Annotated in this window: 27 protein-coding genes; 2 read left to right on the forward strand and 25 right to left on the reverse strand. The window is 71.4% G+C overall.

Annotation, left to right across the window (positions count from 1 at the left end; all coding sequences use genetic code 11):
• Nucleotides 1-32: 32 nt before the first annotated feature.
• The 7 genes from H5411_RS40790 to H5411_RS40820 form a co-directional block, all read right to left on the reverse strand.
• Nucleotides 33-1,196 (reverse strand): AAA family ATPase, encoded by a 1,164-nt coding sequence (locus H5411_RS40790; protein WP_101436285.1) that lies wholly within the window; start codon nt 1,194-1,196, stop codon nt 33-35.
• A gap of 65 nt (nt 1,197-1,261) precedes the next feature.
• Entirely contained in the window at nt 1,262-1,462 is a 201-nt protein-coding gene (locus H5411_RS40795; protein WP_101436286.1) for a hypothetical protein, read from the reverse strand.
• 28 nt (nt 1,463-1,490) lie between these two features.
• Nucleotides 1,491-1,814, reverse strand: coding sequence for a hypothetical protein (locus H5411_RS40800; protein ID WP_167441926.1), 324 nt, complete (start codon nt 1,812-1,814; stop codon nt 1,491-1,493).
• A gap of 43 nt (nt 1,815-1,857) precedes the next feature.
• Nucleotides 1,858-2,022, reverse strand: a complete 165-nt coding sequence (locus H5411_RS40805) for a hypothetical protein (RefSeq protein WP_167441927.1) — start codon at nt 2,020-2,022, stop codon at nt 1,858-1,860.
• A 939-nt stretch (nt 2,023-2,961) separates the two neighbouring features.
• Nucleotides 2,962-5,982 (reverse strand): BTAD domain-containing putative transcriptional regulator, encoded by a 3,021-nt coding sequence (locus H5411_RS40810; protein ID WP_101436287.1) that lies wholly within the window; start codon nt 5,980-5,982, stop codon nt 2,962-2,964.
• Nucleotides 5,982-6,416 (reverse strand): hypothetical protein, encoded by a 435-nt coding sequence (locus tag H5411_RS40815; protein ID WP_101436288.1) that lies wholly within the window; start codon nt 6,414-6,416, stop codon nt 5,982-5,984. The genes H5411_RS40810 and H5411_RS40815 overlap by 1 nt, the downstream gene beginning before the upstream one ends.
• A gap of 33 nt (nt 6,417-6,449) precedes the next feature.
• Complete coding sequence (locus tag H5411_RS40820; RefSeq protein ID WP_101436289.1) at nt 6,450-6,839, reverse strand: hypothetical protein; 390 nt, start codon at nt 6,837-6,839, stop codon at nt 6,450-6,452.
• A gap of 75 nt (nt 6,840-6,914) precedes the next feature.
• Here H5411_RS40820 and H5411_RS40825 point away from each other — a divergent pair, with 75 nt between their 5' ends.
• Entirely contained in the window at nt 6,915-7,445 is a 531-nt protein-coding gene (locus tag H5411_RS40825) for a hypothetical protein (RefSeq protein ID WP_143271387.1), read from the forward strand.
• Between the two features lie 8 nt (nt 7,446-7,453).
• Here the strand turns inward: H5411_RS40825 and H5411_RS40830 are convergent, their stop codons facing one another.
• The 11 genes from H5411_RS40830 to H5411_RS40880 all read right to left on the reverse strand — a co-directional run bounded on the left by H5411_RS40830 (nt 7,454) and on the right by H5411_RS40880 (nt 16,210).
• On the reverse strand, nt 7,454-7,924 hold the full coding sequence (locus H5411_RS40830) for a TadE/TadG family type IV pilus assembly protein (RefSeq protein WP_101436291.1): 471 nt from the start codon (nt 7,922-7,924) through the stop codon (nt 7,454-7,456).
• Nucleotides 7,921-8,901 carry a hypothetical protein gene (locus H5411_RS40835; protein WP_183126913.1) on the reverse strand — a complete coding sequence of 327 codons (981 nt, stop codon included), beginning with the start codon at nt 8,899-8,901 and terminating at the stop codon, nt 7,921-7,923. The genes H5411_RS40830 and H5411_RS40835 overlap by 4 nt, the downstream gene beginning before the upstream one ends.
• Nucleotides 8,902-8,950: 49 nt before the next feature.
• Complete coding sequence (locus tag H5411_RS40840; protein WP_101436292.1) at nt 8,951-9,391, reverse strand: TadE/TadG family type IV pilus assembly protein; 441 nt, start codon at nt 9,389-9,391, stop codon at nt 8,951-8,953.
• A gap of 2 nt (nt 9,392-9,393) precedes the next feature.
• The gene (locus H5411_RS40845) at nt 9,394-9,588 is read right to left on the reverse strand and encodes a hypothetical protein (RefSeq protein ID WP_101436293.1); all 195 of its coding nucleotides are present in this window, start codon (nt 9,586-9,588) and stop codon (nt 9,394-9,396) included.
• Nucleotides 9,589-9,653: 65 nt separating this feature from the next.
• Entirely contained in the window at nt 9,654-10,547 is an 894-nt protein-coding gene (locus H5411_RS40850) for a type II secretion system F family protein (RefSeq protein ID WP_101436294.1), read from the reverse strand.
• The gene (locus H5411_RS40855) at nt 10,544-11,476 is read right to left on the reverse strand and encodes a type II secretion system F family protein (RefSeq protein ID WP_101440872.1); all 933 of its coding nucleotides are present in this window, start codon (nt 11,474-11,476) and stop codon (nt 10,544-10,546) included. Before H5411_RS40855 ends, H5411_RS40850 begins: the two co-directional genes overlap by 4 nt.
• A complete protein-coding gene (locus tag H5411_RS40860; RefSeq protein WP_101436295.1) occupies nt 11,473-12,852 on the reverse strand; it encodes a CpaF family protein in 1,380 nt (459 codons plus the stop codon). Before H5411_RS40860 ends, H5411_RS40855 begins: the two co-directional genes overlap by 4 nt.
• Nucleotides 12,849-13,781 carry a P-loop NTPase family protein gene (locus H5411_RS40865; RefSeq protein WP_101436296.1) on the reverse strand — a complete coding sequence of 311 codons (933 nt, stop codon included), beginning with the start codon at nt 13,779-13,781 and terminating at the stop codon, nt 12,849-12,851. Before H5411_RS40865 ends, H5411_RS40860 begins: the two co-directional genes overlap by 4 nt.
• Nucleotides 13,781-14,500 (reverse strand): SAF domain-containing protein, encoded by a 720-nt coding sequence (locus H5411_RS40870; RefSeq protein ID WP_229857923.1) that lies wholly within the window; start codon nt 14,498-14,500, stop codon nt 13,781-13,783. The genes H5411_RS40865 and H5411_RS40870 overlap by 1 nt, the downstream gene beginning before the upstream one ends.
• Before the next feature lie 127 nt (nt 14,501-14,627).
• A complete protein-coding gene (locus tag H5411_RS40875; RefSeq protein ID WP_167441928.1) occupies nt 14,628-15,647 on the reverse strand; it encodes a hypothetical protein in 1,020 nt (339 codons plus the stop codon).
• Nucleotides 15,641-16,210: a hypothetical protein gene (locus tag H5411_RS40880; RefSeq protein WP_101436297.1), complete on the reverse strand. Its 570-nt coding sequence runs from the start codon at nt 16,208-16,210 to the stop codon at nt 15,641-15,643. Before H5411_RS40880 ends, H5411_RS40875 begins: the two co-directional genes overlap by 7 nt.
• Nucleotides 16,211-16,429: 219 nt before the next feature.
• Between H5411_RS40880 and H5411_RS40885 the strand changes: the two genes are divergently transcribed.
• A complete protein-coding gene (locus H5411_RS40885; protein ID WP_101436298.1) occupies nt 16,430-17,080 on the forward strand; it encodes a prepilin peptidase in 651 nt (216 codons plus the stop codon).
• A gap of 44 nt (nt 17,081-17,124) precedes the next feature.
• Here H5411_RS40885 and H5411_RS40890 read toward each other — a convergent pair whose 3' ends face one another.
• The 7 genes from H5411_RS40890 to H5411_RS49135 form a co-directional block, all read right to left on the reverse strand.
• On the reverse strand, nt 17,125-17,532 hold the full coding sequence (locus tag H5411_RS40890) for a hypothetical protein (RefSeq protein ID WP_101436299.1): 408 nt from the start codon (nt 17,530-17,532) through the stop codon (nt 17,125-17,127).
• 771 nt (nt 17,533-18,303) lie between these two features.
• Entirely contained in the window at nt 18,304-20,607 is a 2,304-nt protein-coding gene (locus H5411_RS40895) for an ATP-binding protein (protein WP_101436300.1), read from the reverse strand.
• A gap of 475 nt (nt 20,608-21,082) precedes the next feature.
• Nucleotides 21,083-21,325: a hypothetical protein gene (locus H5411_RS40900; protein WP_101436301.1), complete on the reverse strand. Its 243-nt coding sequence runs from the start codon at nt 21,323-21,325 to the stop codon at nt 21,083-21,085.
• The gene (locus H5411_RS40905) at nt 21,322-21,888 is read right to left on the reverse strand and encodes a DUF6624 domain-containing protein (RefSeq protein WP_101436302.1); all 567 of its coding nucleotides are present in this window, start codon (nt 21,886-21,888) and stop codon (nt 21,322-21,324) included. Before H5411_RS40905 ends, H5411_RS40900 begins: the two co-directional genes overlap by 4 nt.
• Nucleotides 21,885-22,175, reverse strand: coding sequence for a hypothetical protein (locus H5411_RS40910; protein WP_143271389.1), 291 nt, complete (start codon nt 22,173-22,175; stop codon nt 21,885-21,887). Before H5411_RS40910 ends, H5411_RS40905 begins: the two co-directional genes overlap by 4 nt.
• Nucleotides 22,172-22,801 (reverse strand): hypothetical protein, encoded by a 630-nt coding sequence (locus H5411_RS40915; RefSeq protein WP_143271390.1) that lies wholly within the window; start codon nt 22,799-22,801, stop codon nt 22,172-22,174. The genes H5411_RS40910 and H5411_RS40915 overlap by 4 nt, the downstream gene beginning before the upstream one ends.
• Nucleotides 22,802-23,947: 1,146 nt before the next feature.
• Entirely contained in the window at nt 23,948-24,400 is a 453-nt protein-coding gene (locus H5411_RS49135) for a hypothetical protein (protein WP_308431755.1), read from the reverse strand.
• Nucleotides 24,401-24,894 lie beyond the last annotated feature (494 nt).

Genomic DNA, 24,894 nt, shown 5'->3' on the forward strand with positions numbered 1-24,894 from the left:
CGGACAGTCGCGCGGATGCGGTGGGGGTCGCGTTAGAACTGTGACCCGAGGGACAGCGGGGCGACGTTGGCGCCGAACACGTTGCGCACCACGTCGGCGACCACGTCCCGGTCCTCCTCCGGTGCGATGCCGACCAGGTTTCCAGCGGCGGCGGTGGTGCCGAGTACGTCGGCGATCCGGTTGAACGCGATCAGCTCACGCAACTGCGGCGCCCACCCGATCTCTCCCTTTTCCTGCCGTGCGGACAAATTCCGCGCCACGCGCACCGCTTTCTCGTCGATCTTGAGCTGGGTGGCGAGGTCGTAGTCGGTGGACACGTGAATCTGTGCGGAAAACCGCGACGAGAGCGCGTCGGTCAGCACGGCGCCGTGAACCCCGGGGTTGTGTCCGGCCACGACGTAGAACCCGTCCTCGGCGTCGACTACCTCGTTTTTGTGGGTTTTGATGATGATTTGGCGGCGTCCGTCCATCGCGGGGTACACCACCGCGAGCACGGTCGGCGGTATGAGCGTGGCGTCGTCAATGAACAACGCGCGCCCTTCGCGCATCGCGGTCACCAGCGGGCCGTAGGCGAATTCGTAACGGCCGTCCGGGGTTTGGGTGTAGGACCCCACGAAATCATCGGTCACGGTGTCGCTATCGCCCTGAATGGTCACGAGGTCGTCGAACGCTGCCTCCACCACCGAGGTTTTCCCGGTACCGGGCGGGCCGTACATGAGCGCGGACACGTTCGCCTCGCGCAACCGCCGTAGCGCGGTCACGTCGGACAGCCCGGACAGCTTGCGCGGGTGGTACATCTGCCCGTTCGGGCGGCGTACGGGACCGGTCACCAGGGCGGGCGTGGCGGGGGGCGTGGCGGGTTTCGACGGCGCGGGGGTGGCGGTGGTCCCGCGCGGTGTGACGGTAGCGGCTTTGGCGGCGTCGGCGGTTTTGTCGGTCGCGCGGTAGGTGACCGGGTTGGTGCCGATCTTTTCGGCTTCCCCTCGTGATTCCAGTGTCGCCAGTGCGTTCCCGACCGCGCCGGAGGACTTCCCGCCGAGTTTGGTCGCGATGGCGCCGGGGGTGAGTGCGGTGGTGGGGTCGTGGGCGAGTTGTTCGGCCACCATGCGGCGGAGTTCGCCGTTGCGCAGTCGGTTGGCCGCGCCCGGGGCGGCGGGCGTGCTGCCCGTGGCCGGAGTCGTGGCTGGCGTGGTCATGGTGTCGGGTCCTTTCGCGTGGTTCGGTCGGGCGGGGTGGGACCGGTGCGGGCACGGTGATCCCGTTACCGGGTGGTGTCGTCCCATTCGCAGTGGCGGCGGGCGAATTCAAGGTCGGCGGCGGAACCGCACGGGCACGGCAGGCACGCCCACCGTTCCCATTGCTGGCGAGTGATTTCCAGCGGGCGGGAACAGCTACCGCATTCCACGGTTCCGGTTTCGTGGTGGTCGTTCCCGTTGGCGCGTGCCGTGTCCGTGCGTGCCATGGCGGTTTTCCCTGCCGTCGCGTGATTTTCAGTTGCTGGCGAGCCCGTTGATCAGTGCGTCGACCGCGTTGTATTCGCTGGCGGCGTGGTAGTGCGTGCCGTCGGCGGTCACGACTCGCCAGTGGTCGCCGCGCACGGTGTCGGCGGGGTAGTAGGTTCCGGCGAGTGTTCCGTCGGGGCGGGTGACCACGCCGTACAACATTTGTTGCGCGTCGGCGGGGTCGATCACCACACCCGTGACCGTGCACCCGTTTTCCACGAAACGGCGCACCACGATTTCCGGCAGTGGCCCGGGGTCGGCGGTGGGGTCGATTACGTACACGGTGCGCGGGTCGTTGGCGTTGTGGTTCACGGTGTGCCCTTTCGGTTGGTTGGGTTGTGCGTGGTTTGCGGGGTCAGTGGGTGGCCGCGAATTCGGCTTCGGCGGCGTCGGCGTCGCGCTGGTGGGTTTCGGCGGCGTGGTCGGCGGCGTCGGGGGTTGCGTGTTCTTGCTGCCACCCGCAGTAGCAAAACGCGGTGGCGGTGCCGTCGGCGTTGGTGGCGGTGTCGGCGTAGCACATAGCGGTCCCCGTTCGTGAATTGCTGATTTTCCGGCTTCCCGGGGAATGGTTCGCACCCGGGGCGGTGGTTTGTTGTGGTTTCCGGTTTTCCCGGTGACACAACAAACGTAACTCGACCCCGGACGCCACGCAATAGTTTTTCCGGGTCAATTTCGGGGAATTTTGGCTATCTTTCGACGCGAGCGGCGCGCATTTCCCGTAAATGTTTGTGCAGGTCAGGTCACTTCCGGTCGGTTCAGAATGGGCGCGCCGGCCACAGATAAGGCCGCGGACAAAAGCAGTTCTTTTAAAGAAATGAAAAAGAGAAGTGAGAAGTGGATAAGGTGAGTGAAGTGCAGTGGTGAGCACAGGCGGAACGACGACGAAGGTGCGTGACACCGCCGCCGGGCCTGATGTGCTTACCTGCTTGGTGTCAAGCGAGTCTGGGACACCGGTGGATCCCCTTGCAGGGGGTGTGAGCTGCGAGAACGCTTGACACGGGGGGATCCACCTTAGTCGGATACCGGAGGACGAGGCTGATAGGCCGGGTCGGCGGCCCCACGGTTGGCAATCACCGTCCGCGTCGCCTCGGTCTGCGAGTGTGGCACCGGCTAGCCGGGCGAGGACGTGGCGCTCGGCGCCAGGGGTGCTGGAATCGCACTGCACATCCTGGCCACGCATGGGGCGCCGGACCGTATTCGCGGTACGCGGCAGCCGCGCACAACACTCGACGAGTAACAGTGTCGGCATTGTCGTGGAATACAGAGTCGCGTCCACGGGATTCTTTTTCTTCGGCCTCGACGATGGTGCTACTATGGTCGACGCTAGCATCGGCGCGAACGGGATCGCGGCGCGAAATCGAGGTATTTCGCTGTTCCGCGCAATTGCCTCGATCGCACGAGAATCGTGCCTCGATTTCCGTTTCGGCGAGGTGTTATCGAGAACCGTCGGTGCGCTCATTCATGGCGCCGTGGATCGCGAGAAGTCGCCGACCGGTATGCCGGTGTCGCGGGCGCGTAGCCGCTGGGCGAGGTCGACGGTGTCTGCGGTGGGCTTGGCGTCGACTTCGCCCAGCCGGGTCCGCAGGAGGGTCAGGGTGCGGGAGATCGCGTCGTGCCGGCCGAGGGCGTGCTGCAGGCGCATGATGTCGCGGTAGAGCAACTCGTTGTGCGGATCGAATGCCCGCGCGGTCTCCAGCAGGTCCAGGGTGTAGTCGGGGTCGTCGGCGACCCGGGCGCGGGCGAGCGCGGCCACGGCGTCGAGGGCGTCGCGGCGGGTCGCTTCCCGGGCGGCGACGAGCCACTCCGCCTCCAGGCCCTCGGCCAGCGGTCCGCCATAGTGCGTCACGATCGCCTCGTAGGCGTCGGTCCGCCGCTCGGACGTGGTGGCGGTGCGGCGTGCGGTAACCGCCTCGGCGAAGCCCCAGTAGTCCACCTCCACCACCGCGGGGTCGAGCCGGTACTGGCCGTGCTCGGCCACCACCAGCTCGCCGACGGCGCGGCCGGTGGCGCTGTCAAGGGCGCGGCGAATCCGGGAGAGCACGGTGCGCAGCACGCTGGCGGGATTGCGGGGCGGCTCGTCGGGCCACAGGGCGTCGACGATCCCGTCCCGGGACACCCCTCCGGGATGGACCGCGAGATACACCAGCAGTTCGACCGGGCGGCTGCTCAATTCGCCGGACAGGTCGCGGGTGTCCTCGGATCGGGCGGGATCGGGCCGCCAGTGCAGAGCTGGGGCGCCGAACACCGTCAACACCAGCGGTGCGGGCTTCCCCAGGCCCGTATCTGCCGTCCGTGGCGGCAGCGGGCGCGGTTCGCTGTCGGGTTCGCCGCTGGCCTCGGCGGGAGCCGGTTCCGGTATGGGTGGACCCGAAGTGATTTCCAGACGATCAGGGCCGTCTCCGGTGTGCTCCAGAGGGGAAGGAGCACCCTCCTCTGGTGGCGTCGGCGCTTGGCGCGGCGCAGGGGCGTGGCCTTGAGGTTCGGCGGCGTCGCTGACGCCACTGGTGTCGTCGCGGGGCTGCGCGGTGCGCAAGAAGGCCAGCAGGTCGCGGGTGGCGGTCTCGGGCAGGGTGAAGGCGCAGGTGCCGCGCAGGGGTTCGCCGAGGCCGGGGTCGGTCGCGGAGATGATCCCGCCGGCGGTGACGTAGGCGGTCACCCCGGGACGCCATTGGCCGAGCAGCAGCGCGGTGAGGCCGTGCTGACCGTTGTTGTCGAGCAGCTGCTGCAACCGCGCCTGCTGGTCCGGCTCGCGGGGCGGCGTCGCGATCAGGACGGCGGGCCGGGACGGTTGCGGGGCGTCGAGGGCGGTCAGTGCGGTGTCCAGGTCGGCCACGACGGTGACCGTGTCCGGCAGGCCCGTGACGGGCCCCGGCACGCCGAGCAGCCGGGCCAGATCGGCAGCGGGCACGAACACCCTCGGCACCGATCCGCCGTCGGGCGTGGCGGTAAGGAGAGTGAGCAGCAGGGCGCGGGCCGCGGCGTAGCCGCCAGGCCCAACCAGGCCGAGGCCATGCACGCGAGCCTGGTCGAACGCGACCTGCGTCCCTTTGCCCGCGTCGGCGTTGACGGTCTCGCCGCCAGCACCGGGCGCGGTCGGGTCGAGAGCGATATCCACGACTGACGGCGGCTCCGCCGGTCCGCCGTCGGTGCCGGGGGTCGTGGCGGCGCCGATCACTCGCCGGACGCGCGGCGTGAGCACCCGCACCTGGCCCTCGGTCCCGGTTTCCGCGCGCCTCGATCGCGATGCCGCGCCGGAGCGGACGGGTTCAGACTGGTCCTCGTGCGTGGCCGGGTCGTCGGCCGCGGTGTCGCCCGGCTCGTCGGTCTCGGCCTCCAGTTCGATGTCTTCGTCGTGATGCTGGGCGCGTAGATGGGCCAGGCGCAGCTGGTACACCACGGGCGCGACGGGCAGGTCGTCGTCACGCTGGCCGCTGCCGGGCCGGTAGCGCGCGTGGCGTCGCCGTCGCGCGAGCACAAGCAGGGCACTGACCGCCGCCGCCAGGCCCAGGCTGACGAACACCTCGCCACTGCCCCAGGTCACCGCGCCCCCAGCGGGTTCGTCGGCCGCCGTATCGGCGGCGGGATCCGCAGTGGCCGGGGCGGGCTCCGAGAAAGGTGGCGTGAAGGGAGGTGGCGTGGTCGTGCTCGGCGCCGGCGGTGCTGGTTCGGCGGCAGGAGCTGGGCTCGTGGGCGTCGGTTCCGGGGGTGCCGGTGGTGAAGCAGGCGGGGTAGGCGGTGGGCTGGTCGCGGGGAGGCGGAGGGTGTCGCCGGGGTGAATCAGGTGCGGGTTGGTCAGCACGCGTCCGCCGGGCTGGGGGCTGCCCTCGTTGAGCGCCCAGATCTCCGGCCACCGGTCCCCGTCGCCCAGACAGCGTTGCGCGATCCGCCACAGCGAGTCGTGCACTCCACCCTCCGGTGGCCGGACCCGCTCGGTTCCGGGCTCGGCCGCGGGCTGGGTTCGGGACTGCGGGGTGCCGGTGTGCTCGCTGGCGACCGCCGTCGTCCAGGCGGGCGCGGTCGCGACTACCGGGGCGTGGCCGACGGGCCGCCCGGCCTCGGCGGGGGCAGCGGGTGCGGCGGTGGCGGTGCGGCCCAGGACGGCGACCAGCAGGGCGCCGACGAGCACGGCCGCGACGCGCCGCACCGGACCCGTCTGCCGTCGCAGTTCCGGCCACCGGGCACCCCGGGCGACCTCGACCGCACAGGCCACGACGTCGAGGACGAACACGAGCCAGATCAGCCAGGCCAGGCAGGCGAGCACGTCGAGCAGAAAACGTGTCGACATCGGCGCCATCAACACCGACCCGATCTCGTCCAGGTTCGGCAAATGGTCGGGCAAGGGCCATCCCACGCCGCAGATCAGCGCTACGGGAAGACCAGCCACGAGCGCGGCCAGCAGGATGACCGCGAGCAGGCCGCGCGCCACACGGCCCAGCAGCCGCACGACGCGCGCAATCCTCGCCCGGGGCAACGGCACCATCAGCTGCTCGCCGCGCCGACCGCTACCCCGTCGGCCACGGACTCAGGTGCAGGTGCCGCCGATGCCGGTGCCACGGGACGTGTGGCACGCGTCGCGGTGGCGGCCTGAGTGCCCTTGCCGGGAGCGTCGTTCTTCTTCGCGCTCGGGCGCTTGCGCTTGCCGCCGCGGGCGGGCTTGGCGGCCTGGTCGCGCCAGCGGGTGAGGTCGTCGACTGGGACGTCGGTGACCTGGGCCAGCTCGGGCACGTCGATTACCTCGCCCGCCGCGGTCAGGACCTCGCCGAGCTCGCGTTCGAGGTCGGCGAGCTGCCCGGCGAGCTCGGCGTGCCGGCGGGCCAGCTCGCCCACGGTGGTGGCCACCTGGGCGCGGCGCGCGCTGCGTTCGGAGTCTCGTTCCTGAAGTCGGCGGGCGATCTCTTCTTCCGAGGTGACCATGCCGTTTCTCCTTCCGTGATGGCGCAGCCGTGGTCAGGGCTCGATGCCGCTGACACCGCGCTGCGGGTGGGCGGCACCCCGCCCGTGGGTATGGATGTCGTCGATCCCGACCAGCGACAGCAGCTGGGGTCGATACGTGGCGGTGACCTCGACCGTCACCGTGTCCCCGGCCACCTGCACCGTGCCGGTGGCACCGACGCTGGCCAGGTACCGCTGCGCCAGGTCCCGGGCCCGCGCCGAATCGAGCCGAACCACGCCGCTGGCGCGGTATGCGGCGAGGTCGAGCGCTTGAGCGCCGGCGCGGGCGGCGGACTCGGCCTGCCCGCCGGAGCGGACCTTGCTCGCCAGGGCGAGGCCGCCGTCCAGGCTCAGGCCGGTCAGGGCGAGCAGCCCGAGCAGCAGCGCGAGCACGAAGGCGGTCACCCGGCCTTCCTCAGCACGCCACCACCGGGGAACGCCGGTGCGCGACGGGCCGACGGGGTGAGCAGAATGGGCCGCGTGACCGCGCCCGAGACGCAGGAATCGCCCTGTGCGAGTGAGGACTGCCTGACCGCCTGGCACGAGGCCGGACACGCGGTCGTCTACCTGTTGCAGGGCCGGTCGCTGCGCTACGTCACGCTGCGGCCCCGCACCGCCGGACGGGCCGGGTTCACCGCGGTCCGGCCTCGTCGGGTCGATCTGTCCGCGCTGGCGGTCGTCGCCCACGCTGGACCGCTCGCCCAGGCACGCTATGTCCTCGACACCACCGGCGCGGCCGAACGACTCCGCGAGGACGACGTGACCGACGACGACGTCCGCCTCGACGCCTACCTGCACGGCGGGCACGACGACCTCGCCGTGATCGCCGAAGCCCGCCGCGCCTACGGACTCGCCGCTCGGCGACCTGACTTGTGGGCGGGCATCGCGGGGGACCTGATCGACCGGCACTGGACCGAGATCGGCCGCGTCGCCACGGGGTTGCTCGAGCATCGGACGTTGACCGGTGCCCAGCTCCGCGCCTGCGTCCCGGGGCACTGGCTCGCGCGCTGAGCCGACCATCAAGCACCCCCCGGCTGGCGCCAGGACCGGTAGGTGTCGACGACCTCGCTGGCGGTCGATTCCAGGGTTTTCCCGCCGGGCACGCCGAGCAGCAGCGCCTGACCGAAGTCGACGGTGCACCGCACCCGCACGGTCACCGCCCCAGCGGGCACAAGCGAGCCGGACATCGTGGTGGTGACGCCCCGGCAGACCAGCCCGGCCTGCGCGAGCGCGGCGCTGGCGGTGTCGCGGGCCGCGGTGGTGGCGGCCGTGGGGCTGCGTTGCAGGGTGGCCGCGCGAGCGGCCTGGTGTGCGGCGTCGTCGAGCCGCAACCGGGCGTCAACGCCGCGATGCACCACCACGGCCAGGAACACCAGCAGCATCACCAGCAGCGGTGTCACCAGCACGGCCTCGGCCGTCACCGAGCCGCGCTCAGCGGCCCACCACCGCCGCCACCGGACCGTCGTTGCCTTCGGCGCGCGCCCGGTCACGACAGCCCCTCTCCTGACTGGACTCGCCGCGCCGGTGCCGTCCCGGATCCTGCGCCGCGGCTGAGCCCGCGGGGCAGGATGCGGAGCAGTCGCGACCACGACGAGGGCGGCCGTTTCCACGGGAACGCTCCCGTGCCGGTGATGTCGCGGGCGGCGGTGATGTAGGCGAACACGTTCTGCGGCAACGCTTCCGCGGCCTCGGACAGCCGCCGGACTTCGGCGTCGCCGGGCAAAGCGGCGAGGATGTGGTCGGTGCGGACCGCGAGTTCGCCGTGCCGCAGTTTCGCCTCCCAGGCGCGGGTCAGCACGAGGCAGCCGTGCACGTGCCGGACGATCTCGTCCAGGGCGTCGTCGATCACCGTGACCGCCTCGCGTGCCGCGGCAGCCAGCTCGCCGACCGCGGAATCGGGATCGTCGGCGAGTTCGTGAGCCAGGTCGCGGGCGGCGCGCGTGCGGTCCAGGCAGCACAACGCCTGCCACGCCACCCGATGCACCTCACGCGGCACACCCGGGTCGATCCACGCCCGGGCCGGGCCGCAGTGCAGTTCGCCCACCCCTGCGATCAGGGTCCGCACCGCGTAGCTGGCGGTGCCGAGGTCGGTGAAATCGCGGCTGCGGAAGAAAAACTCGCCCCGCACGCGATCTAGCCGACACGGGCTGCCCCGGCCGTGGCGGTGGTCGGCGAGCACGCGGGCAGCGCTGTACCAGCCGGCGAACAGGCTCACGCCCAATGCGAGACCTCCGGCACCCAGTGCGAAGACCGCTGCGAACCCGCTGCCGGACGCCGCCGCAAGCGCCGCCAGGGCGGCCCCGGCCAGTCCGGTGAGGACAATCCGCGGACGCAGTCCCGCACGGACACGCTCACCACGCCACCGCGCCTGCGGGATATCAGGGTTGAGCAGCACCGAATCCGGCCCGTCGGGGAACGTCGCCGCGCGCACCGGCATCACCGCGTCAGGCGGTTTATGGTGTTTCATAAGGCTTTCCTTTCGGCCGGTCGCCGAGATCGCTGCTGCGACAAGGGAACTAGGGCGCGGTGTCGGGCATGAAACGCTCGATCTCGCCGGAGGCTTCGGCGTGCACGTGCAGGTGCACACCGGGCAAGACCGTGGCGGCCTCGCCACGGATACTCACCGACACTGAGGCCGCACCGCGGGACACCGCGAGCTGGGGCTCGCGCAGGGGTCCGGCGGCGAGGTCGTCGAGCAGGCGCTGCCCGGCCGCCTGCCCGGAGCTGGTGGTGCCGTCCTGGGTCCGGGCGGCGGCCAGGGCCTGGGAGGCGGCGGCCTGAGCGACGTGGGTGGCGTGCGACCACACCGCGAACTGGATGATCGCCAGCAACGCCAGCAGCAACAGCGGGGTCGCGATAACCAGTTCGACGGTGACCTCGCCCCGGTCGCCGCGCAGCGCGCGCCGGATACGCTCGGCCAGCGCGCGGGCGCGAGTACGGGCGGCTCTGGTGAGCATCCTCAGCCGCCGAGGTTGATCGAGTTCGCCTTTTGCGTCAATTTCGCCACGATGATCGCGATGATGGCGATCGCGGCGATGGCCATCAGGGCGGTAACGATGACGGTGGTGGTGATCTCCCCGCGCTCTGGGTCAGCGCGCAACAGAGTGATACGCGTGCGCGTCAGCTCCCAGAGGGTACGGATGTAGTGCAACATGGTGGCGCCTTCTTTCCCTTGTGGTGCAATGCCTTTCTCGGTGGCGAGGAGGGATGCTGGGTGGGCTAGAGTCCATTGAGGACTTGGACTACCGCGGGGTAGGCGATGAATCCCAAGAAGCCGAGGAACAGCAACGTGACCGGCAGGGCCATGCGTTCGGTGGCGGCCTGTGCGTCGGACTCGGCGTCGGTGACCTGGTGGGTCCGCAGGGCCTGGGCTTTCGCGGCCAGCGAGGCGCGCACGCGGGCGCCTTCGGTCCCGGCCAGGGAGATCGAGGCGGCGAGTTCGGACAGTTCGGTGATGTCGAGTTCCTCGCCGAGCTGGCGCAGGGTGTTCCACGGGGTGGTGCGGGTCAGCTGGGCGGCGTGCAGGGCGCGGCGGATCTTGTCGAACGCCGGCCCGGCTCCGACGGCCGCGGCGTCGCCGAGAGCGGCCTCGACCCCGGCGCCTCCAGCGAGGGTGATCCAGACGAGGTCCAGGAACGCGGACAGCGCGTCGCGGAATTCTCGCCGCAGCCGGGTGGCCTTGGCGCGGACGTCGAGATCCGGGGTCAGGAAGCCGAGGGCGGCGAGCACGAGCCCGGCCAGCAGCGGCACCTCGACCCCCAGTGACAGCCCGCCCAGGGCCAGCAGTGCTTGCAGCAGCCAGGGCGCCAGCAGCCCGGCCACGGCGAGCAGCGCTTTCGACGCCAGGTGGGTATCGGTGCCGCGGCCGGTGACCCGCAGATCGGCCTCGATCTTCGTGCCGGGCAGCCCGAGCATGCGCAGGCCCGGGACGAAGACCCGGCCCCAGCTGCGCACCCAGGCGGCGTCCGCCGCGAGGACGATCGGTGTGGCCGGTGGTCGCGCGCTGACCTGGGCGAGCCGGTCGCTCAGTGCCGGGGCCGGTGGCAGGGCCCAGGTCAGCAGCAGCCACAGACCGGCACCAGCCCCGGCGCCGAACAGCAGAGCGGGGATCATGAGCGCTCACCTCCGCTGACCGTCGCCTCGTCGCCGTCAGGCGCTCCGGTCACGTCCGGGGCGTCGAGCGCCAGCACCCGGGTTTGCCCGCCGCTGGCGGCGATCCGGGCGAGCCAGGCGAACCCGGCGGCGAACAGGGCACCGATGAGCAGCAGCACGATCTGGCCGGTGGCGGTGTTGTAGGCGTCGAGGTAGGCGCGGTTGAACACCACGACCCCGGCGGCGAAGGCGAGTGTGGTGGCGACGATGACCCGCACCGAGGTCCGCGTCCGGGCCCGGCCGGTCTCCACGCGCATCCGCATCGCGGCCTGTCCGCGGGCGGTGGTGGCCAGCGAGCCGAGCAGGTCGCCGAGCTGGCGGGCCTGGTGCTCGGCGGCGAGGACCAGGGCGGCGAGAACGAGGTCCGCGGTCGGGTCGTCCAGCTCGCGCGCCAACGCTCGCAGCGCCGGCGCCAGGCGCTGGCCGCTTTCCAGCCTCGCGGCCAGCGTGGCGACCTCGCTGCGGATGGCCGCGGGCGCGAGCGGGGCGGTGGCGAGGATGGCTTGCTCGAGTCCCGCCGCGGCGGACAGGACGTCGCGCAGCATCTCCGTCCACGACGCGATCGCCTCGATCCGCGCGACCCGCCGCCGGTGGGCGCGATCCGGGCCGACCAACCGGGGCAGGAACCACACCGCGGCGGCGGCCAGCACCGCGCCGACGATCCATCCGGTGACGGCTCCGGTCAGCACGCCCGTACCGACGGCCACGGTCAGGCGCAGCAGCGCACGCCGGTCGCCTGCCTGGCCGCGCGCTGCGCGAACCAGCCCGGCGCGCCGCGAGGGCGGCGACGCGGCCGCGGGCCGGCGCCCGGCGGCCACGATCAGCAGCACGCCGACGGCGGCCCCCAAGCCGAGCACGGCGGCGAGAAGGGTGGTGGTGTCGAGGCTCATGGCGTCCACCACCCCTCCGGGCGGCTCAGCAGGTCCGGGTCGAACCCGGCAGCGACCAGGTCGTCGAGGGTGTCCGCGCGCAGCGCCCCCGCCACGGGCACCGCGCGGCCGTCGGGGCCGGGCCGGTAGACCTCGTTGGAGATCACCGATCCGTCTTCGGCGCCGACAACCTCGCGGATCGAGGCGATCACCCGGGTTGTCCGGTCGGTCGCGCGGTCGAGGTGCACCACGAAGTGCACCGCAGACGCGATGAGCAGGGCGGTGGCTTCCAGCGGTAGTCGCTCGCGGCTCTGCGCGGCGTAGGAGGCGAGCCGGGTGAACGCGATCTTCGAGCTGGACGCGTGCAACGTGGCCATGGACCCGTCGTTACCTTGGCTCATGGCGTTGAACGCGGGAATGAGTTCGGCGCCGCGGATCTCGCCGACGATCACCCGGTCCGGAGACATGCGCAGCCCCCAGCGGACGAGTTCGGCCTGATCGATGGCGCCCTCACCCTCGACGTTTGGTTCGCGGGCTTGCAGGGCGGTGACGTCGGCGTGCAGCTCGGGGTCGAGGCCGAGGCCGAGCTCGAATGCGTCCTCCACGGTGACGATGCGCTCCATGGGGTCCATTTCGGCGGCCATCGCGCGTAGCAACGTGGTTTTGCCGGCGCCGGTGCCGCCGGTGTTCAGCACGTTCTTGCGGGCCCGCACGACCGCGCGCAGGAACCGTTCCAGGCCGACGTCGAGGGTGCCGCGGCGGCGGAGCTGGGCGAGGGTGGCGGTGAGGTAGCCGTGCCGGCGGATCGTGCACGCCGTCACCCCGCCCGCGGTCAGGCCGAGCACCGCGAAGAGCCGTTCGCCGCCGGGCAGTTGGAGGTTCAGCGCGGGACTGCCGCGGTCGAACCGGCGCTCCTCGGACGAGGCGCGCGCCGCGAGCGTGCGGATCAGGTCGGTGAGTTCTTCGTTCGAGGCGGCCACGGGGGCGACCTGGGCGCGGCGGCCGTCGCTGTACTGGACGAAGACCCGGTCGTAGCGGTTGACCGCGATCGTCTCCACGGACGGGTCGGCCAGCAACGGTTGCAGTCCGCCGAGGCCGAAGACCTCGTCGAGGACTTGGTCGACGACCCGCTGCTCGGTCGCGGAATCGACCAGGGCGCGCCCGGCGAGGAGTTCGGCCTCGCTGTGCGCGGCGACCGCGGTGTCGAGGACCTCGCGGCCGATCTCCCGGCGCCGCGCCAGGGGCAACGGCCCATCGTTGGTGCGGGTGGCGGCCTCGACCCGGCCGGGCAGGTCCGTGGTCAGCGCCTGCCGAAGCCAGGCGCGCAGCCTGTGCTCGGCGTCCTCCGGGCCGCCGGGCGCGGTAGGGGGCGCTGTTGGGTAGTCGGTGCGGGTCATGCGGGTGGCTCCTTCCCTGCGGTGCTGGGCTGATGGCCGTTGCGATGCGGATCGCTGACCTGCGGTGGCGTGGGCACCAGGCGCGGCGGGTGAGGTGCCGGTCCGGGCGGGGTGATGACGCCGCCGCCCGGCTGATGGCGCACCTGCTGGGCGGGCACGCCTGGTACGGCCCCCGGCGCGTTCGCCGACGGCGGGGCGGCTGGGGCGGCGGGTCCGGCGAGGGTGCGGGCGAGGGCTGCGGCCTGGTGGGCGAGGCCGCCGTTACCGCGGCGGCGGGCCGGTGGTGGCCGGTGCCCGGTCAAGGTGGCGGCAGCGGCCGGGTCGTGCGGGATGCGGCCGATCGCCGGTACACCCAGCTCGCGCTCGACATCGGCGGTCGGGTAGCCGTCTCCGGTGAGCAGGAGGCCCGGGCGCGGGGTCCAGCGGGCCAGTTCGCCCAGGCGCGCCGCGGTGTGGGCGAGGTCGTCGCCCTGGGTGCCGGTCACCAGGACGAGGGCGTCGGCGCGGCGCGCGATTGCCTCGGCCGGGGAACCCGGATCGACGCGCCCGCAGTCTGCGAGCACCACCACGCCCGGTTCGCGGGCGACGGTGGGCAGCAGCGGCCCGTCCGGGGCGGTGGCCAGGGTGGACAGCGCGGCGCGGGCGTGCGCGCCGCCGGGCGGGGCCAGCAGCACGCGGGCGCCGCTGGGCAGGGCCTGGGTGTGCTCCCACACCACCGCGGGGTCGCGGGTGCGGCGCGCGGCGGCGGCGAGGCTGACCAGCCCCGGGCTCGCGGGCAGGCCGAAGCGCATCGCCAGATCGCCGCCGGCCGGGTCGACCTCGGCGACCAGACGGCGGGTGTTCTCCGTCTGCGGCCACTTCACGGCCAGGGCCACGGCCAGGGTGGTCACTCCCGGCGAGCCCTTCACCGAACACAACGCGATGAGCATCAGCGGCCACCGCCCGCGGGTTGCATCACCAGTGCGAGCTGACCGGCCGGGACCTGCGCCAGCTGCGACGCGCTCCCGGTGTCGAGGTCCAGCGACACCACGCTCGTCTGGTCCGTGCCCGCCGGGGACACGCCGACGACGGTGGCCCGCCAGGACGTACCCGGGCCTTGGCCTTGCGCGGTGGTGGTCGAGGTTCCCGCCGCGGTGGCGGCGGTGACGACGACGGTCACCGGGGTTCCGGCGGCGAGTTCGGGCGGGAACTGCCCGGGCTTCACGCCGACCGCGACCACGGCCCGGCCCGCCGCCGGGATCGCGGCACCGCCCACCGCGTCCGGGGTCAGCAGCGCTCCAGGCCCGAGGCTGGTCGCCATCGGCCGCCCCACCACGCTGGCCGCTTGGTCCGCCGGAATCAGTGCCACGCCCGGTGCGGCGGACACGTCGATGCTGCGCAGGTCCGCGGGCGTCAGCACGTGCCCGAGCGCGACCGGTTTCGCCAGCGCCAGCATCGGCGTCCGGTCCTGGGTGCTGGTGGTCCACCACACCGCGCCCCCGACACACAGCACGACCAGGAGCACCCCGGTCACCAGGTGCGGCAGCCGCCTGCGGCGACCGCGGCGCGGAGCTGACGTCGCGGGAGAGCCGGAACGGTCCAGCCACGACACCGGCCGGGGTTCACCGGTCGCGTTGTGGCCGCGTGCGGGAGTGTCGGTGCTGGTCACGAGAAGTCCTCCAGGCATAGCTCGCCCGCACCACGTATTCATCCGGCGAGAAATGCCGCCGCGAATACGCGGTCAGGAAAGGAAAGAAACGAAAATGACTAATTCAGTTGGGAAAAGACATTCCGGCCTATCCGGTGCCCAGGGCCTGGGCTTCGGCGACCCGGAAGGACGCCGCGGCACTGGTGGTCATGTCCGGGAAGGTCCCCGCGGCCCCGCCGCCGGACCAGGTGATCCGCCACGACACCGTCGCCGTGCCCGGGAACCGCTCGCCCGGGGCACCGGCCGAGGATTGTTGGTAGGTGTGGCCGCAATCGGGCGAAGACGCGTGCGGATCACCGTGAGCGGGGAATGGGGTGCCTGGCCCGATGCAGGTCACGGTGCTGCCATCACCCATCGCCCAGGACACCGAGGTCGGGGTCGCGGTAGCAGTAACCGATATCGCTGGCACGGACGCTGTCGCCGATTGCGGTTGCCACATCGCGCGGTCCAACCACAACCAGGTCGGCAGTCGCACCAGCTGCGTCCCGGCCGGACTCGACACGATCGCCGGACTCGGTAACCGCAGCTGCGACCGCGCCTGCTCCGCCAGCTCCTCCGGCGAGGGCAAGGGCGCCGCACCCGGTGCCTGACCGTCGGGGATCCATACCGGTGCCCGGTAGAGGGCGTCGCGCATGCCCTGGCCGGAACATTGGTAGACGTACCACCCGCCGCCCTGTTCTGGAGCTTGCGCCAGGACTATGGCTTCGGGTCGCGAACGGGATAGCGACACGAACTGCACACCGCCGGAGCGCGAGGGCCGTGGGTGGTAGCTGACCGTCTGCATTCCGTTGGCCGGTGGCTGGTAGTCGCTGCGCACATACGAGCAATCGGCCTTGTTGTCGTCGCCGCCGACGATCCGGTCGCCGGGTGGAGGGGCTGGGGTGTCCGGGCTCCCGGCTTGTGATTTCGGTTCGCCGGGGCGCGGTCCCGGTCGCGGTGCGGGCTTGCCGCCACCGCGTTGTCCCGCGCCGAGTTCGCATCCGGCGTAGGAGTTCTGGCCGCAGTTGACGTCGCCGTACCAGTCGCCGGCCAGCGCGGGTGTGAGGCTCACGAGTATCGCGGCGGAGGTCAAGATCGTCAGGGTGCCCAGTCGTCTTGCGGTCAGCATGTTCCGGTTCCTTCCACAGCGAACCGGGTCACCCGCCAGGAGCTGTCGACGGCGAGCTTCACCTCGGCGTTGATCAGGTGCTTGCCACCTGGCTCGTTGTCGGCGGGTTGTCCGTTGTCCGCGCGGTATTTCAACCAGTTCGTGGCGTCCGAGCAGTCGCGGATCATGACGGTCTTGGGTGCGTCCTGCGGCTCCACGGACTGCACGACCGGGGTGTTGACGGGCTTTCCCTTGGTGATCAGGCCGTTGTAGTGATCGGCGTACATCTGGCGCGACAGCACCGACAGCGCGTCGCCGGTGGCGTGGTCGGCCAGCCGGGGCGACTGCCAATCGGACGTGGTCGCCACGGCGGCGACGTCCTCCCACAAGCCCAAGTAGGCGGCGGTGGCCTTCTGCTTGGCGATGTCGGCGGGCGAGGCGGCCGTGGTGCTGGGGGCGGGCGGCGGCGTGGGCGTTGAGGAGGCCGGGGCCGCGCCGTTGTCTGAGCTGCAGGCGCTTAGTCCGAGTCCGGTCGCGGTGGCGAGGGCGGCCAGGGCGAGGCGGGTGCTGCGGTGGTGGGTCATCACGGTCCCCCATTTCGTCGACGATCGCTGGTCAGCGTGGGCAGGCCACACCGTGATACACCCCGGTGGTGGGCTCGTCCCAAGACCGACTTTCGTGGCGTTGATGCTCCGGGCAGCCGCTCCGGGGTGAAGTTCACCCGTTGGGTTGAGTGCGGGTGGGGCCCAGGAGCAGGCGGGCAGGATGGCGTACAGGGTGATCACGCGAGGGCCGGAGGGGTCGTGCAGCTGACAACCAGCAGCTGGTGGTGGACCGCTGGCGCCGCCTCGGTCGGGCTGGTGCTCGGCGCGGCGGCCAGCGGGCTCACCCGGCGGTTCCTGCGAGGCGAGCGGGCGCTGGCCGGGTCGTGGTGGCTCGGCGCCGTGCTCACCGCCGCTGTCCTGGGGTTGCTGGGCTGGCGCGTCGGAGCCCGCGGCGAACTCGCCGTCTACGGGTTCGTGGCCGTGCTGGCGGTCCCCTTGGCGGTGATCGATTGGCGCGAGCATCGGCTGCCCCGGGCGTTGATGTGGCCGCAGCTGGCCGGCGTCCTGGTGGGATTCGGGGTGCTGTGCCTGGCACGCCACGACCCCGCGCCGGGTGTTCGGGCGCTCGCCGCGCTGGCGGCGGCGGGCGTGCTGTTCCTGGTCCTGGCTGTGGCCACGGGCGGGGGTGTCGGCGCCGGGGACGTCAGCGCCGCTGCCGTGGTCGGGCTGGTGACCGGGTGGAGCGGATGGCCCCAGGTCGCCGGGGCGCTGCTGGCGGCCTCGGTGCTCGCCCTGGTTGCGGTCGCCGTGCCCGGCGCCCGCCAGCGTGCCGACAACGGCGCCACGGTGGTGCCGTTCGGTCCGTGCCTTCTGGCCGGTGCGCTGGTCATGGTTCTGGTCAGCGGATAGCGCTGTGCTCGCCGTGACGGACTGCGTGCGGTAGAGGAGTGGAGTCATCGCGCGTACTGCTCCGATCGGGAGAACCTGCGGTGTCGTCCGGTGGTGCGTCGTGTGGAGGGCTCGGGCGAGTCCGCGCTGTCCGCACCGGGCCTGGGTTCGGCGTCGTCGGCGGTTCCCGCGTTCTGTTCGAGGCGTGGGCAGGGAAGGGCCGTGTGGGCGTTTCCCTCCGCAGCGCTCACGTCGGCGACGGGTTCGGTGTCGGCCGATTCGCCCGAGTCGCTGGCGTTGTCGGCCGCGGGTGAAGCGGTGACGAGTTCGGCGACCGGCTGCCACGTGACGCAGTGGTCGCACCAGACGTAGCGGGGAATGGATTGCGGGTTCTCGACGAGTTCGGCGATCTCAGCGTCGCCGATCTCGTCCAGGCAGCGCGTGTGGGAGCAAAGGAGGAGGAAGTGCACCATCGGCGTGCTCCGTCCGAGACGGTGGGGGCTGGAGGGCGGAAGTGGAGGTGCGGGGGACGCAAAGGCTGGGTTCCTGGCGAGCCCCCGCACCGCCTGGTCCGCGCGCGGCTGGGCTCCCGGAGTCGGGTGCTGCTGGCCGTCTACAGGCGATGGCCCGCAGAGCGAGCCGACGGTCCGGGCCATCGTTGAACCGGCCCGCGAGACGGGCGCTGAAATTGAGAGACCCCCAGGGTTTTCCGGACGAGACAACGCATGCCGGAATGCGACTATGGGCAGATTCCTATTCAGGCAGTCAAATACGGCTCTGCTGCGGAAGGGAAGATTTCGGCCTGCCGATGTTTCCCCTGCGATGAGGTGCGCGGACATGATGCCGGGCGCCGGGGTGACACCTGGGGGGAGGAGTGTCACCCCGGCCAGCGAAGCCGCGCGGGACGCCATCGATCCCCCGACTGGACCGATGGTTCCGGGAGGTGGCTCGGCTCGCATGACTCCACAGTGGAACAACGAGGGCCCGTCGAGCTCGATTGTCCGAGGACAATCTTGTGCTTTTTTTGTGCTCGTTTTGTGCTCGTTTTGTCCAGATGAAAACCATTGTCATCTGGCGAAGGAAATGGCGGCGCAGGGTGTCCGCCTCGATACTTCCTGTTATTCCGGGCGTGCGCGCGGTTTAGCGTAGCGGCATACACGTGAATAGCTCCAGTGGGCTCCGGGTGTGTCACACCGGAGCCCGGCGTCGCGGAGACGAGAGAACGTGGCGCCCTCGGCTTTTGTTTAGGCGCAGGGCTCGCCGCGGACGCCCAGGCAGACGTTGATCGTGGCGATCTGGGCCTGGATGTCGAGCGCGCGCGGGTCTTGCAGTGATTCGAGAATCGCGCCCGCCGCGCGATAGGAGGCGCGCGCACCGTCGGCGTCGCCGAGCTTGGCCAGCGCCTCGGCTCGGGCGACAAGCGTCTCGGCCTCGCCCCAGCGTTCGCGGCCGATGCGGCGCACGGCCAAGGCTGCGTCGAAGTGGGTCAGCGCGGCGCGCGCGTGGTGCTGCTGGAGCAGGACCAGGCCGAGCTGGTGGTGGGCCAGGCTGGCGACGGGCTGCTTCGGCGCGATCGCGAGGGCTCGGGCGAGCGCGTCCTCCGCGAGGGCGCGGGCGTCGTCGGTGTTGCCCAGGTTCTGGTGCGTTCCGGAGAGCATGGCGCGGACGACGGCGACGCCGAGGTCGAGTCCGACGCGCGCGAACAGCGTCTCGGCCAGTTCGTAGGCGGCTTTGGCGTCGTCGTGGCGGTCGAAGGCGGTGTAGGCGGCGGCCAGGCCGAACTCGCTCCAGGCGCGGGCGCGATCGTCGCCCAGCTCGGCCTGCAGCTCGATCGCGCGACGCAGGTGCTCGATGGCTTCCTCGGTACGTCCGAGTTCGTGCAGGACCCAGCCAACGCTCTGAGTGCTGCGAGCGACGCCAGGGACGCTCTTCAGGGCGTGCGCGGCGGCAAGCCCTTCGGTGCTGGCGGTGAGCCAGGCGCTCCAGTTCTTGGTCAGGTAGAAGTAGGGCAAGAAGAGGGCGGGCAGCATCCACGCGGCGTCTCCCGCACCGCGGGATCGGGCGTGGCGGGCGAGTTCGATCGCGGTGGCGGCTTCGGTCTCGCACCAGGCCAGCGCGCCGTGGTAGTCGCCAGCTGGGAATGGCGCGGCGACGCCGAAAGCGGTGTCGAGTTCGACATCGAGGGTGAGCCCGGAGCCCGCCCAGTTCGGGGCCAGCGCGTTGCTCGCCGTCCACGCGGTGGCCACGTACCAGCGCAGGAGCCGGTCGTGGGCCCGTTCCAGCTCGTTGAGGGGCTCTTCGACCACGGCACGCTGGTAGGCGTAGGCGCGCAGGAGGTGGTTCATCCGCATGCGCCCGGCGCCGACCGGCGCCGCTTCGAGTAGGTGCGCGTGGCGCAGGACATCCAGGGTTTCGCGAACACCGTCGGGGCTGAGACCGGACTGGGCGGCGACCGCCTCGGCGCTGATGAACGAGGCGGGGATGATGCCGGCCAGCCGGAACACCCGCCGCTCGCGCGGCGAGAGCGCGAGGTAGGACAGGTCGATGACGCCGTGGATGTTCACCGTGGGATCCGACGAGGTGAACACGTCCAGGCGTCGGTTCTCGCTCGCGAGCTGGTCGGCCAGGTCCTGCAGCGAGTCGTGCGGGTGCTGCTGGATGCGCTCGGCGGCGACGAGCACGGCCATCGGCAGCCGCCCGCAGCGGCGCACGATCGCCTCGGCCGCCTCGCGCTCGGCGCCGACGCGGGCCTCGCCGATCCGCGCGCGTAGCAGGGTCAGGGCCTCCTCCGTCGTCAGCGGTGGCAGGTCGATGTGCAGGCCGCCGCTGTGCAGCAGCAGCGAGGGCTGGTGTTCGCGGCTGGTCAGCACCACCACGCTGCCCGCGCCGGGTAGCAGGTGCCGTACCTGGTCGTAGCTGGCGATGTTGTCCAGTACGACCACGGCGGGCCGCTGGGCCAGCAGTGAGCGGTACCGCGCGGCGCGTTCGTCGATGGTGCCCCGCTGCGCGTCGATACCGGCGCCGAGGGCGTGCAGGAAGCCATCCAGGATTTCCCCAGGATCCACGGCGCTGCCTGGAGCTAGCCCGCGCATGTCGGCGAACAGGCAGCCGCCGCTGAAGCGCTCCTGGACCCGCGCGGCCCAGTGCAGCGCCAGCGAGGTCTTGCCGACCCAGAATCCGCCCTCGATGACGGCGGTGACGGCGGCTCCCGGCCGGGTTTGCGTGATCAGTGCGGCGTCGAGCTGGTGCAGGTAGGTCTCGCGGCCGACGAAGTCCGCGGCGGCCGGCGGCAGCTGCATCGGCCGGGCAGGCGGGCGGCGAGCCTCGTCCTGTTCGCGCGCGAGCTTTTCCAGTTCGCCTTCGGCGCGTAGCGCGCGGTCGACCTCGCTGACCAGCGCGGGCGCGAGGGGCCGCGCGCCGTGCAGCATCTTCGACAGGTAGCTCGCGCTGTAGTTGGTCCGCGCCGCGATATCCCCGATCGTCATCCCCCGCCGACGGCGCAACCGATGCACCGCCTCGGCAAAACTGTTGATGGACCTCAATGTCACTATCTCCCCCTGGATCGATGACGCCCGACCCGCCGCCGTGGCGGAGTAGAAGCGTCCCGGTCCCATCCGTGGACGGGGCCGCAGGCTGTGGGGACCGGATCGGACGTCCGCTTCACCAGTGGAGCGACGACCGCGACAGCCGAGATTCGTTTGTCCCGCGCCGACACGCGGAGTGACCGACCCATCCGTGACAGGCCGTCACTACCCAACGCCCTCGCCGGGGGCGTCTCGCCGCTGTCACGCTGCAGACCCGCATGACAGCCACCACTCACAGCATTCGGGAGATTTCCCAGCTCATCCAGTCCCGAACTGCAAGACCTCTCCCCGACGGCGGGAGATCACCCGATCTTTCCTGGATACCTTGATCTTCCCGCCGGATGCAACTACCGGGTAACCGATTACACCTTTCGGGCTAATCGTGACACGGGACACTACTCAGCGCATCAGAGTAGTCCTACTTATGGGTTACTGAGTGTTATGACGCTTGCGCGACGGAAGTACGCGGGTAGGGAGTCGGGATCGGAAACAGCAGCGCCACGGTCTCCACGGCGCATTCCGGGCAGATCCGCAGGTTCGCAGGGCGGCGCGGGCTCAAGGAGCCGAGCACGAGCTGGCCGTCGTGCAGGTGCCGGGTGCACACGGAGACGTCGGTGTCGGGCAGGGCGGTGTGCGCGCGTCCGGGATGGTATGGGCTGACGCCCCATTGCACGGTGGTCATCGAGAACCTCCACTGGTTGCGGCGGCGACCTCGTCGTAGCTGAGGTAGGCGGTCGCGATCTCGGCGTCGGGGATCGGGGCGAGCCCGACATCGGCGCGCGCGAGGTTGACCTCGGCCGGACGGTGCAGCGGGTAGAGCCGGCCGGCCGCCTCGGTGCCGAGCCGCAGCCACTGGGTGCCGTAGCGCTGCGCACGCTGCTGGTCGGTCGCGACCCGATCGGAGAGAAACGCCAGGTCGCGGGGTGCGGCGTCGCGATTGGCGACCGCGGCGCGCAGCTTCGGCAGCCAGCAGGCCCGGTACGGCGCGGGCGCGTGCTGGGCGAGCACCCAGGCGGCGTGCGCGCCGTCGACACCGACGGTGCGGCGGCCGGGCCAGCCGTGCACCGCCACGATGGGCGCGAACCAGCGCACGTTGTCCTCGTCGACGAGGTGAACGGTCTCCCACTGCTCCGGTGTGGGAGCCGCTGGGTCGAGCTCGGCGCGGGCGCGCTGATCGGCGGCTGCACGCTCGATCAGCTCGCCACGCAGCGCGGCCAGCTCCGGATCGACGCTCGCCCTGTTCACGGCTGTCCGCCTGCCAGCGCCGCCGATCCGGACGCGGTCAGCGTGAGCGGCCGATCGGCATCGGCGGCGAGATGGCCGGACGCGAGCAGTTCGGCACATGCCTGCGCGATCCACTCCGGCACCGCCCGGCCCCCGTCGGTGAACAACTCGCCGTCGTGGCGACGCAGCGCTCCGCGCGCGGCCCGGCGCAGCGCCCACCAGGACGCGACGTCGACCCCGGCGCCATCCATACGGCAGCTCATCCCGGTTGTCGGTTCGGCGGCATCGAACGAGGTTGCGGGCGTCATGGCGTCTCCGATCGAGCGGTCGGCACCGGAGCGGCCAGTGCGCGGGTGGTGGCCAGCAGCGCGGCCTGCGCGGGCAGATCGGCCCGGGTGGGCCAATCGACCCAGCGCCACAGATCCAGCGCTTCGGTCTCCGGCGACGGCAGTACCACCAGGGCGTCGTCCCCGACCACGCTGACGCCCATCGGCACCAGCGCGGCCATGTGCTCCAGCGTCGCGCTGCCCGGGCCGCTCAGGAACGTCCACCGTTCTCCACCGGGGTGCACCAGCGCCGGGGCGGGCATGGCCCGCACATGCAGGCTGGGCGCGACCTTCCGGCCCAGCGTGGCGGGCATCGTGACTGCGCCGAGCAGCCCACCGAGGCGCAGGGCGATTCGGTTGCCGTCCAAGAGCTGGGCAGGAAGCCCGCACGTGGCCCAGTAGTACTCGCACCACCGCGCTGCGGTGTCCCCGGCCGATGCCGGGGGTGCACTGCATGCAACAGACATGCCCATCAGTCCCTTCGTGTTCCGGCGTTCAGCGCGGCCCGCGCGCTGCTGTGGTCGGGCAAGGACCAGCCGGTCTCCTCCGGGCTGATTCGCCAGCGCGAGATCCACGACGGCACCCGGCTCGGCGGCAGCAGCAGGCATCCCTCTCGCACCGATCGCGGAGGCTGAATCGCTCGAGTCCCTTGGTCGGGGGCGTGTTCGACGATCAGGTGCCAGCGCGGGCCCGGCCCAACCAAGATCGGCCCGAGACACCCAGCGTCCCGCAGGATCGCTTCGGTCCGGCCATCGCCAGGACCGAGATCGATCGCTCCCACTGCGCCCGGGCGCAGGAGAATGGGCCACGGCCGATCCGTCCACGCGTCGAACGCCTCGTCCTTAGAGAGGGGCTCGCCCCGGCACACCAGGTCGGCTTCCTCGGGTGAAGGTCGGCCGTCGGAGGTGTCCGGCCTGGGGTGCGGAACCCGGGCACCAGGGCAGATGAGCCAGCCGTGCGCGGCGTAGTCGGTCGCGGCGCAACGCATCTCCGTCAGTTCGCCCGCTGGATACGGATGCGTGCTCAACACCGAGCATCACCCGCCTCCGACGCTGGGGCGGACGCCTCGTCCGCGGGCGAAGGTCCACCGCTCGCCACCATGGGGGTGAACCAGTCATGGAACTCCGCCTGCGTGCGGCGTGGCCCGTCGGTGTCCCACCGATAGAGACTTTCGAGCACCTGCTCGAACAACACGGCGCGTTCGCACACCTCATCGTCTGGCGGTGAGTGAGCGGGCTCGGCGCCGAACTCGGTTGACGGGCCCAGGTTGGGCAGAAGCTCGGGCACGCGAGCTTCGTCGAGGGCGTGCCGGCTCACGAGGGCGCCTTTCCCCGCGCGACCCGTGCCAGCAACGCGACGACCGCGCTGCATGGTGGCAGAAGTTGGTTCTGCCTGGGTGGCACCACCCAGTCGCCGTCTCCTGGTCCTTTCCTTGCTCCTCCGCAGATCTTCGTCGGCAGTGAGAGCTGTGAAACCTTCCGGCAGCAGCCGCACGTTGGCTCGCACTAACGATTCCGGCAACGCGAAATCGCCCCGCCGATGCGGTGCGGTCAGTACTGCCCACCGTCCGGGCCCGCGCCGCAGGACCGGGCCCCGAAGGCAGCCCGCCGTCAGTTCGGCCACCACGGGCCGCGCCAGCTCTACCGGTACGTCGACGACATCGACGGCCTGCCCTACGGTCACCGCACGGCCCCCTGCGCCATGCGACGATCCCCGGTGAGGCCGCCGATCCAGTACTTCACGGGCTCCGACCATCACGCAGCCTCGGATATGGCCACGGGTGTCGACGTGAGCGCGTGACGACCGCTGGGCTCGCCCTCATCGTCTTCACCGAGAACGACCCGAACCCGACCTGCAGTCATCGCCGAGTGCCGCCCATCTGGAACCTCGCGATGCGGCGTGGGCGCAGCTCCGGGATGACTTCGAGGTGCGGGCACCCGCTCCCGGCCTGGCTCGCTAAGCCGCGCGTGGACTTCGATCGCCTCACGCAGCGCCGCGCGCAGCCGTCCGCTGGCCAGCGGATCGAACACCGCAGCGCCGGGCTGGTCGAACGTGATCTGGGGGCCGCGTTCGTCGACCGACACCCGGACATGCCGGCGGCGGCCGTGCTCGTCCCGGCACGGCACCGTCCATGCCTGCCGGTCCCGCTGCCATCCCAACCTCGCAAGCAGGGTGAGCAGGGGTACTGCGCGCGTTCGTCGTTTCATGGCGCCTCCTTTCGGGGTTGCTCGGCTTGTGTCGTCATACGGCGTGTTTCCGGCGGGTGCGGAGGTGGAAGGGGCTGCGTGGCTGGGCGACGGTCTCGACATCCCGGGAGGCGGGAGGATGGAGCCCGGTCGGCGTCGGCGCCTCGGGGTTCGGGAGCGGTGGTTGCTCCGCTCGGCAGCGGCGCACGCGCCGCCGCTCGGCGGCATACCACCACCCGGCACCGGCTCCAGCCACGCAGCCCACGAGAAGGAGCGCCCCTACGACCATCCCGGCGATCGGCGGCCCCACTGAAGTGTCAGCAAGGCTCAACTGTGCGGGGGTGGACATAGCCACCTCGGCGGCGATGCTAACTTTAATAGTCGCCACTGGAAGCTCCCTCTGTCCTGGGTGTTTGTCGGGACACCCATCGACTATAATTTGAATATGAAAGTTAGATAGTCCGCCAATTGGGTGACGTGGCGGGCATCCTCGGTGGCCGCGAGTGTGATCCGGT

Source organism: Amycolatopsis echigonensis (assembly GCF_014174495.1).
Taxonomy (GTDB): Bacteria; Actinomycetota; Actinomycetes; order Mycobacteriales; family Pseudonocardiaceae; genus Amycolatopsis; species Amycolatopsis echigonensis.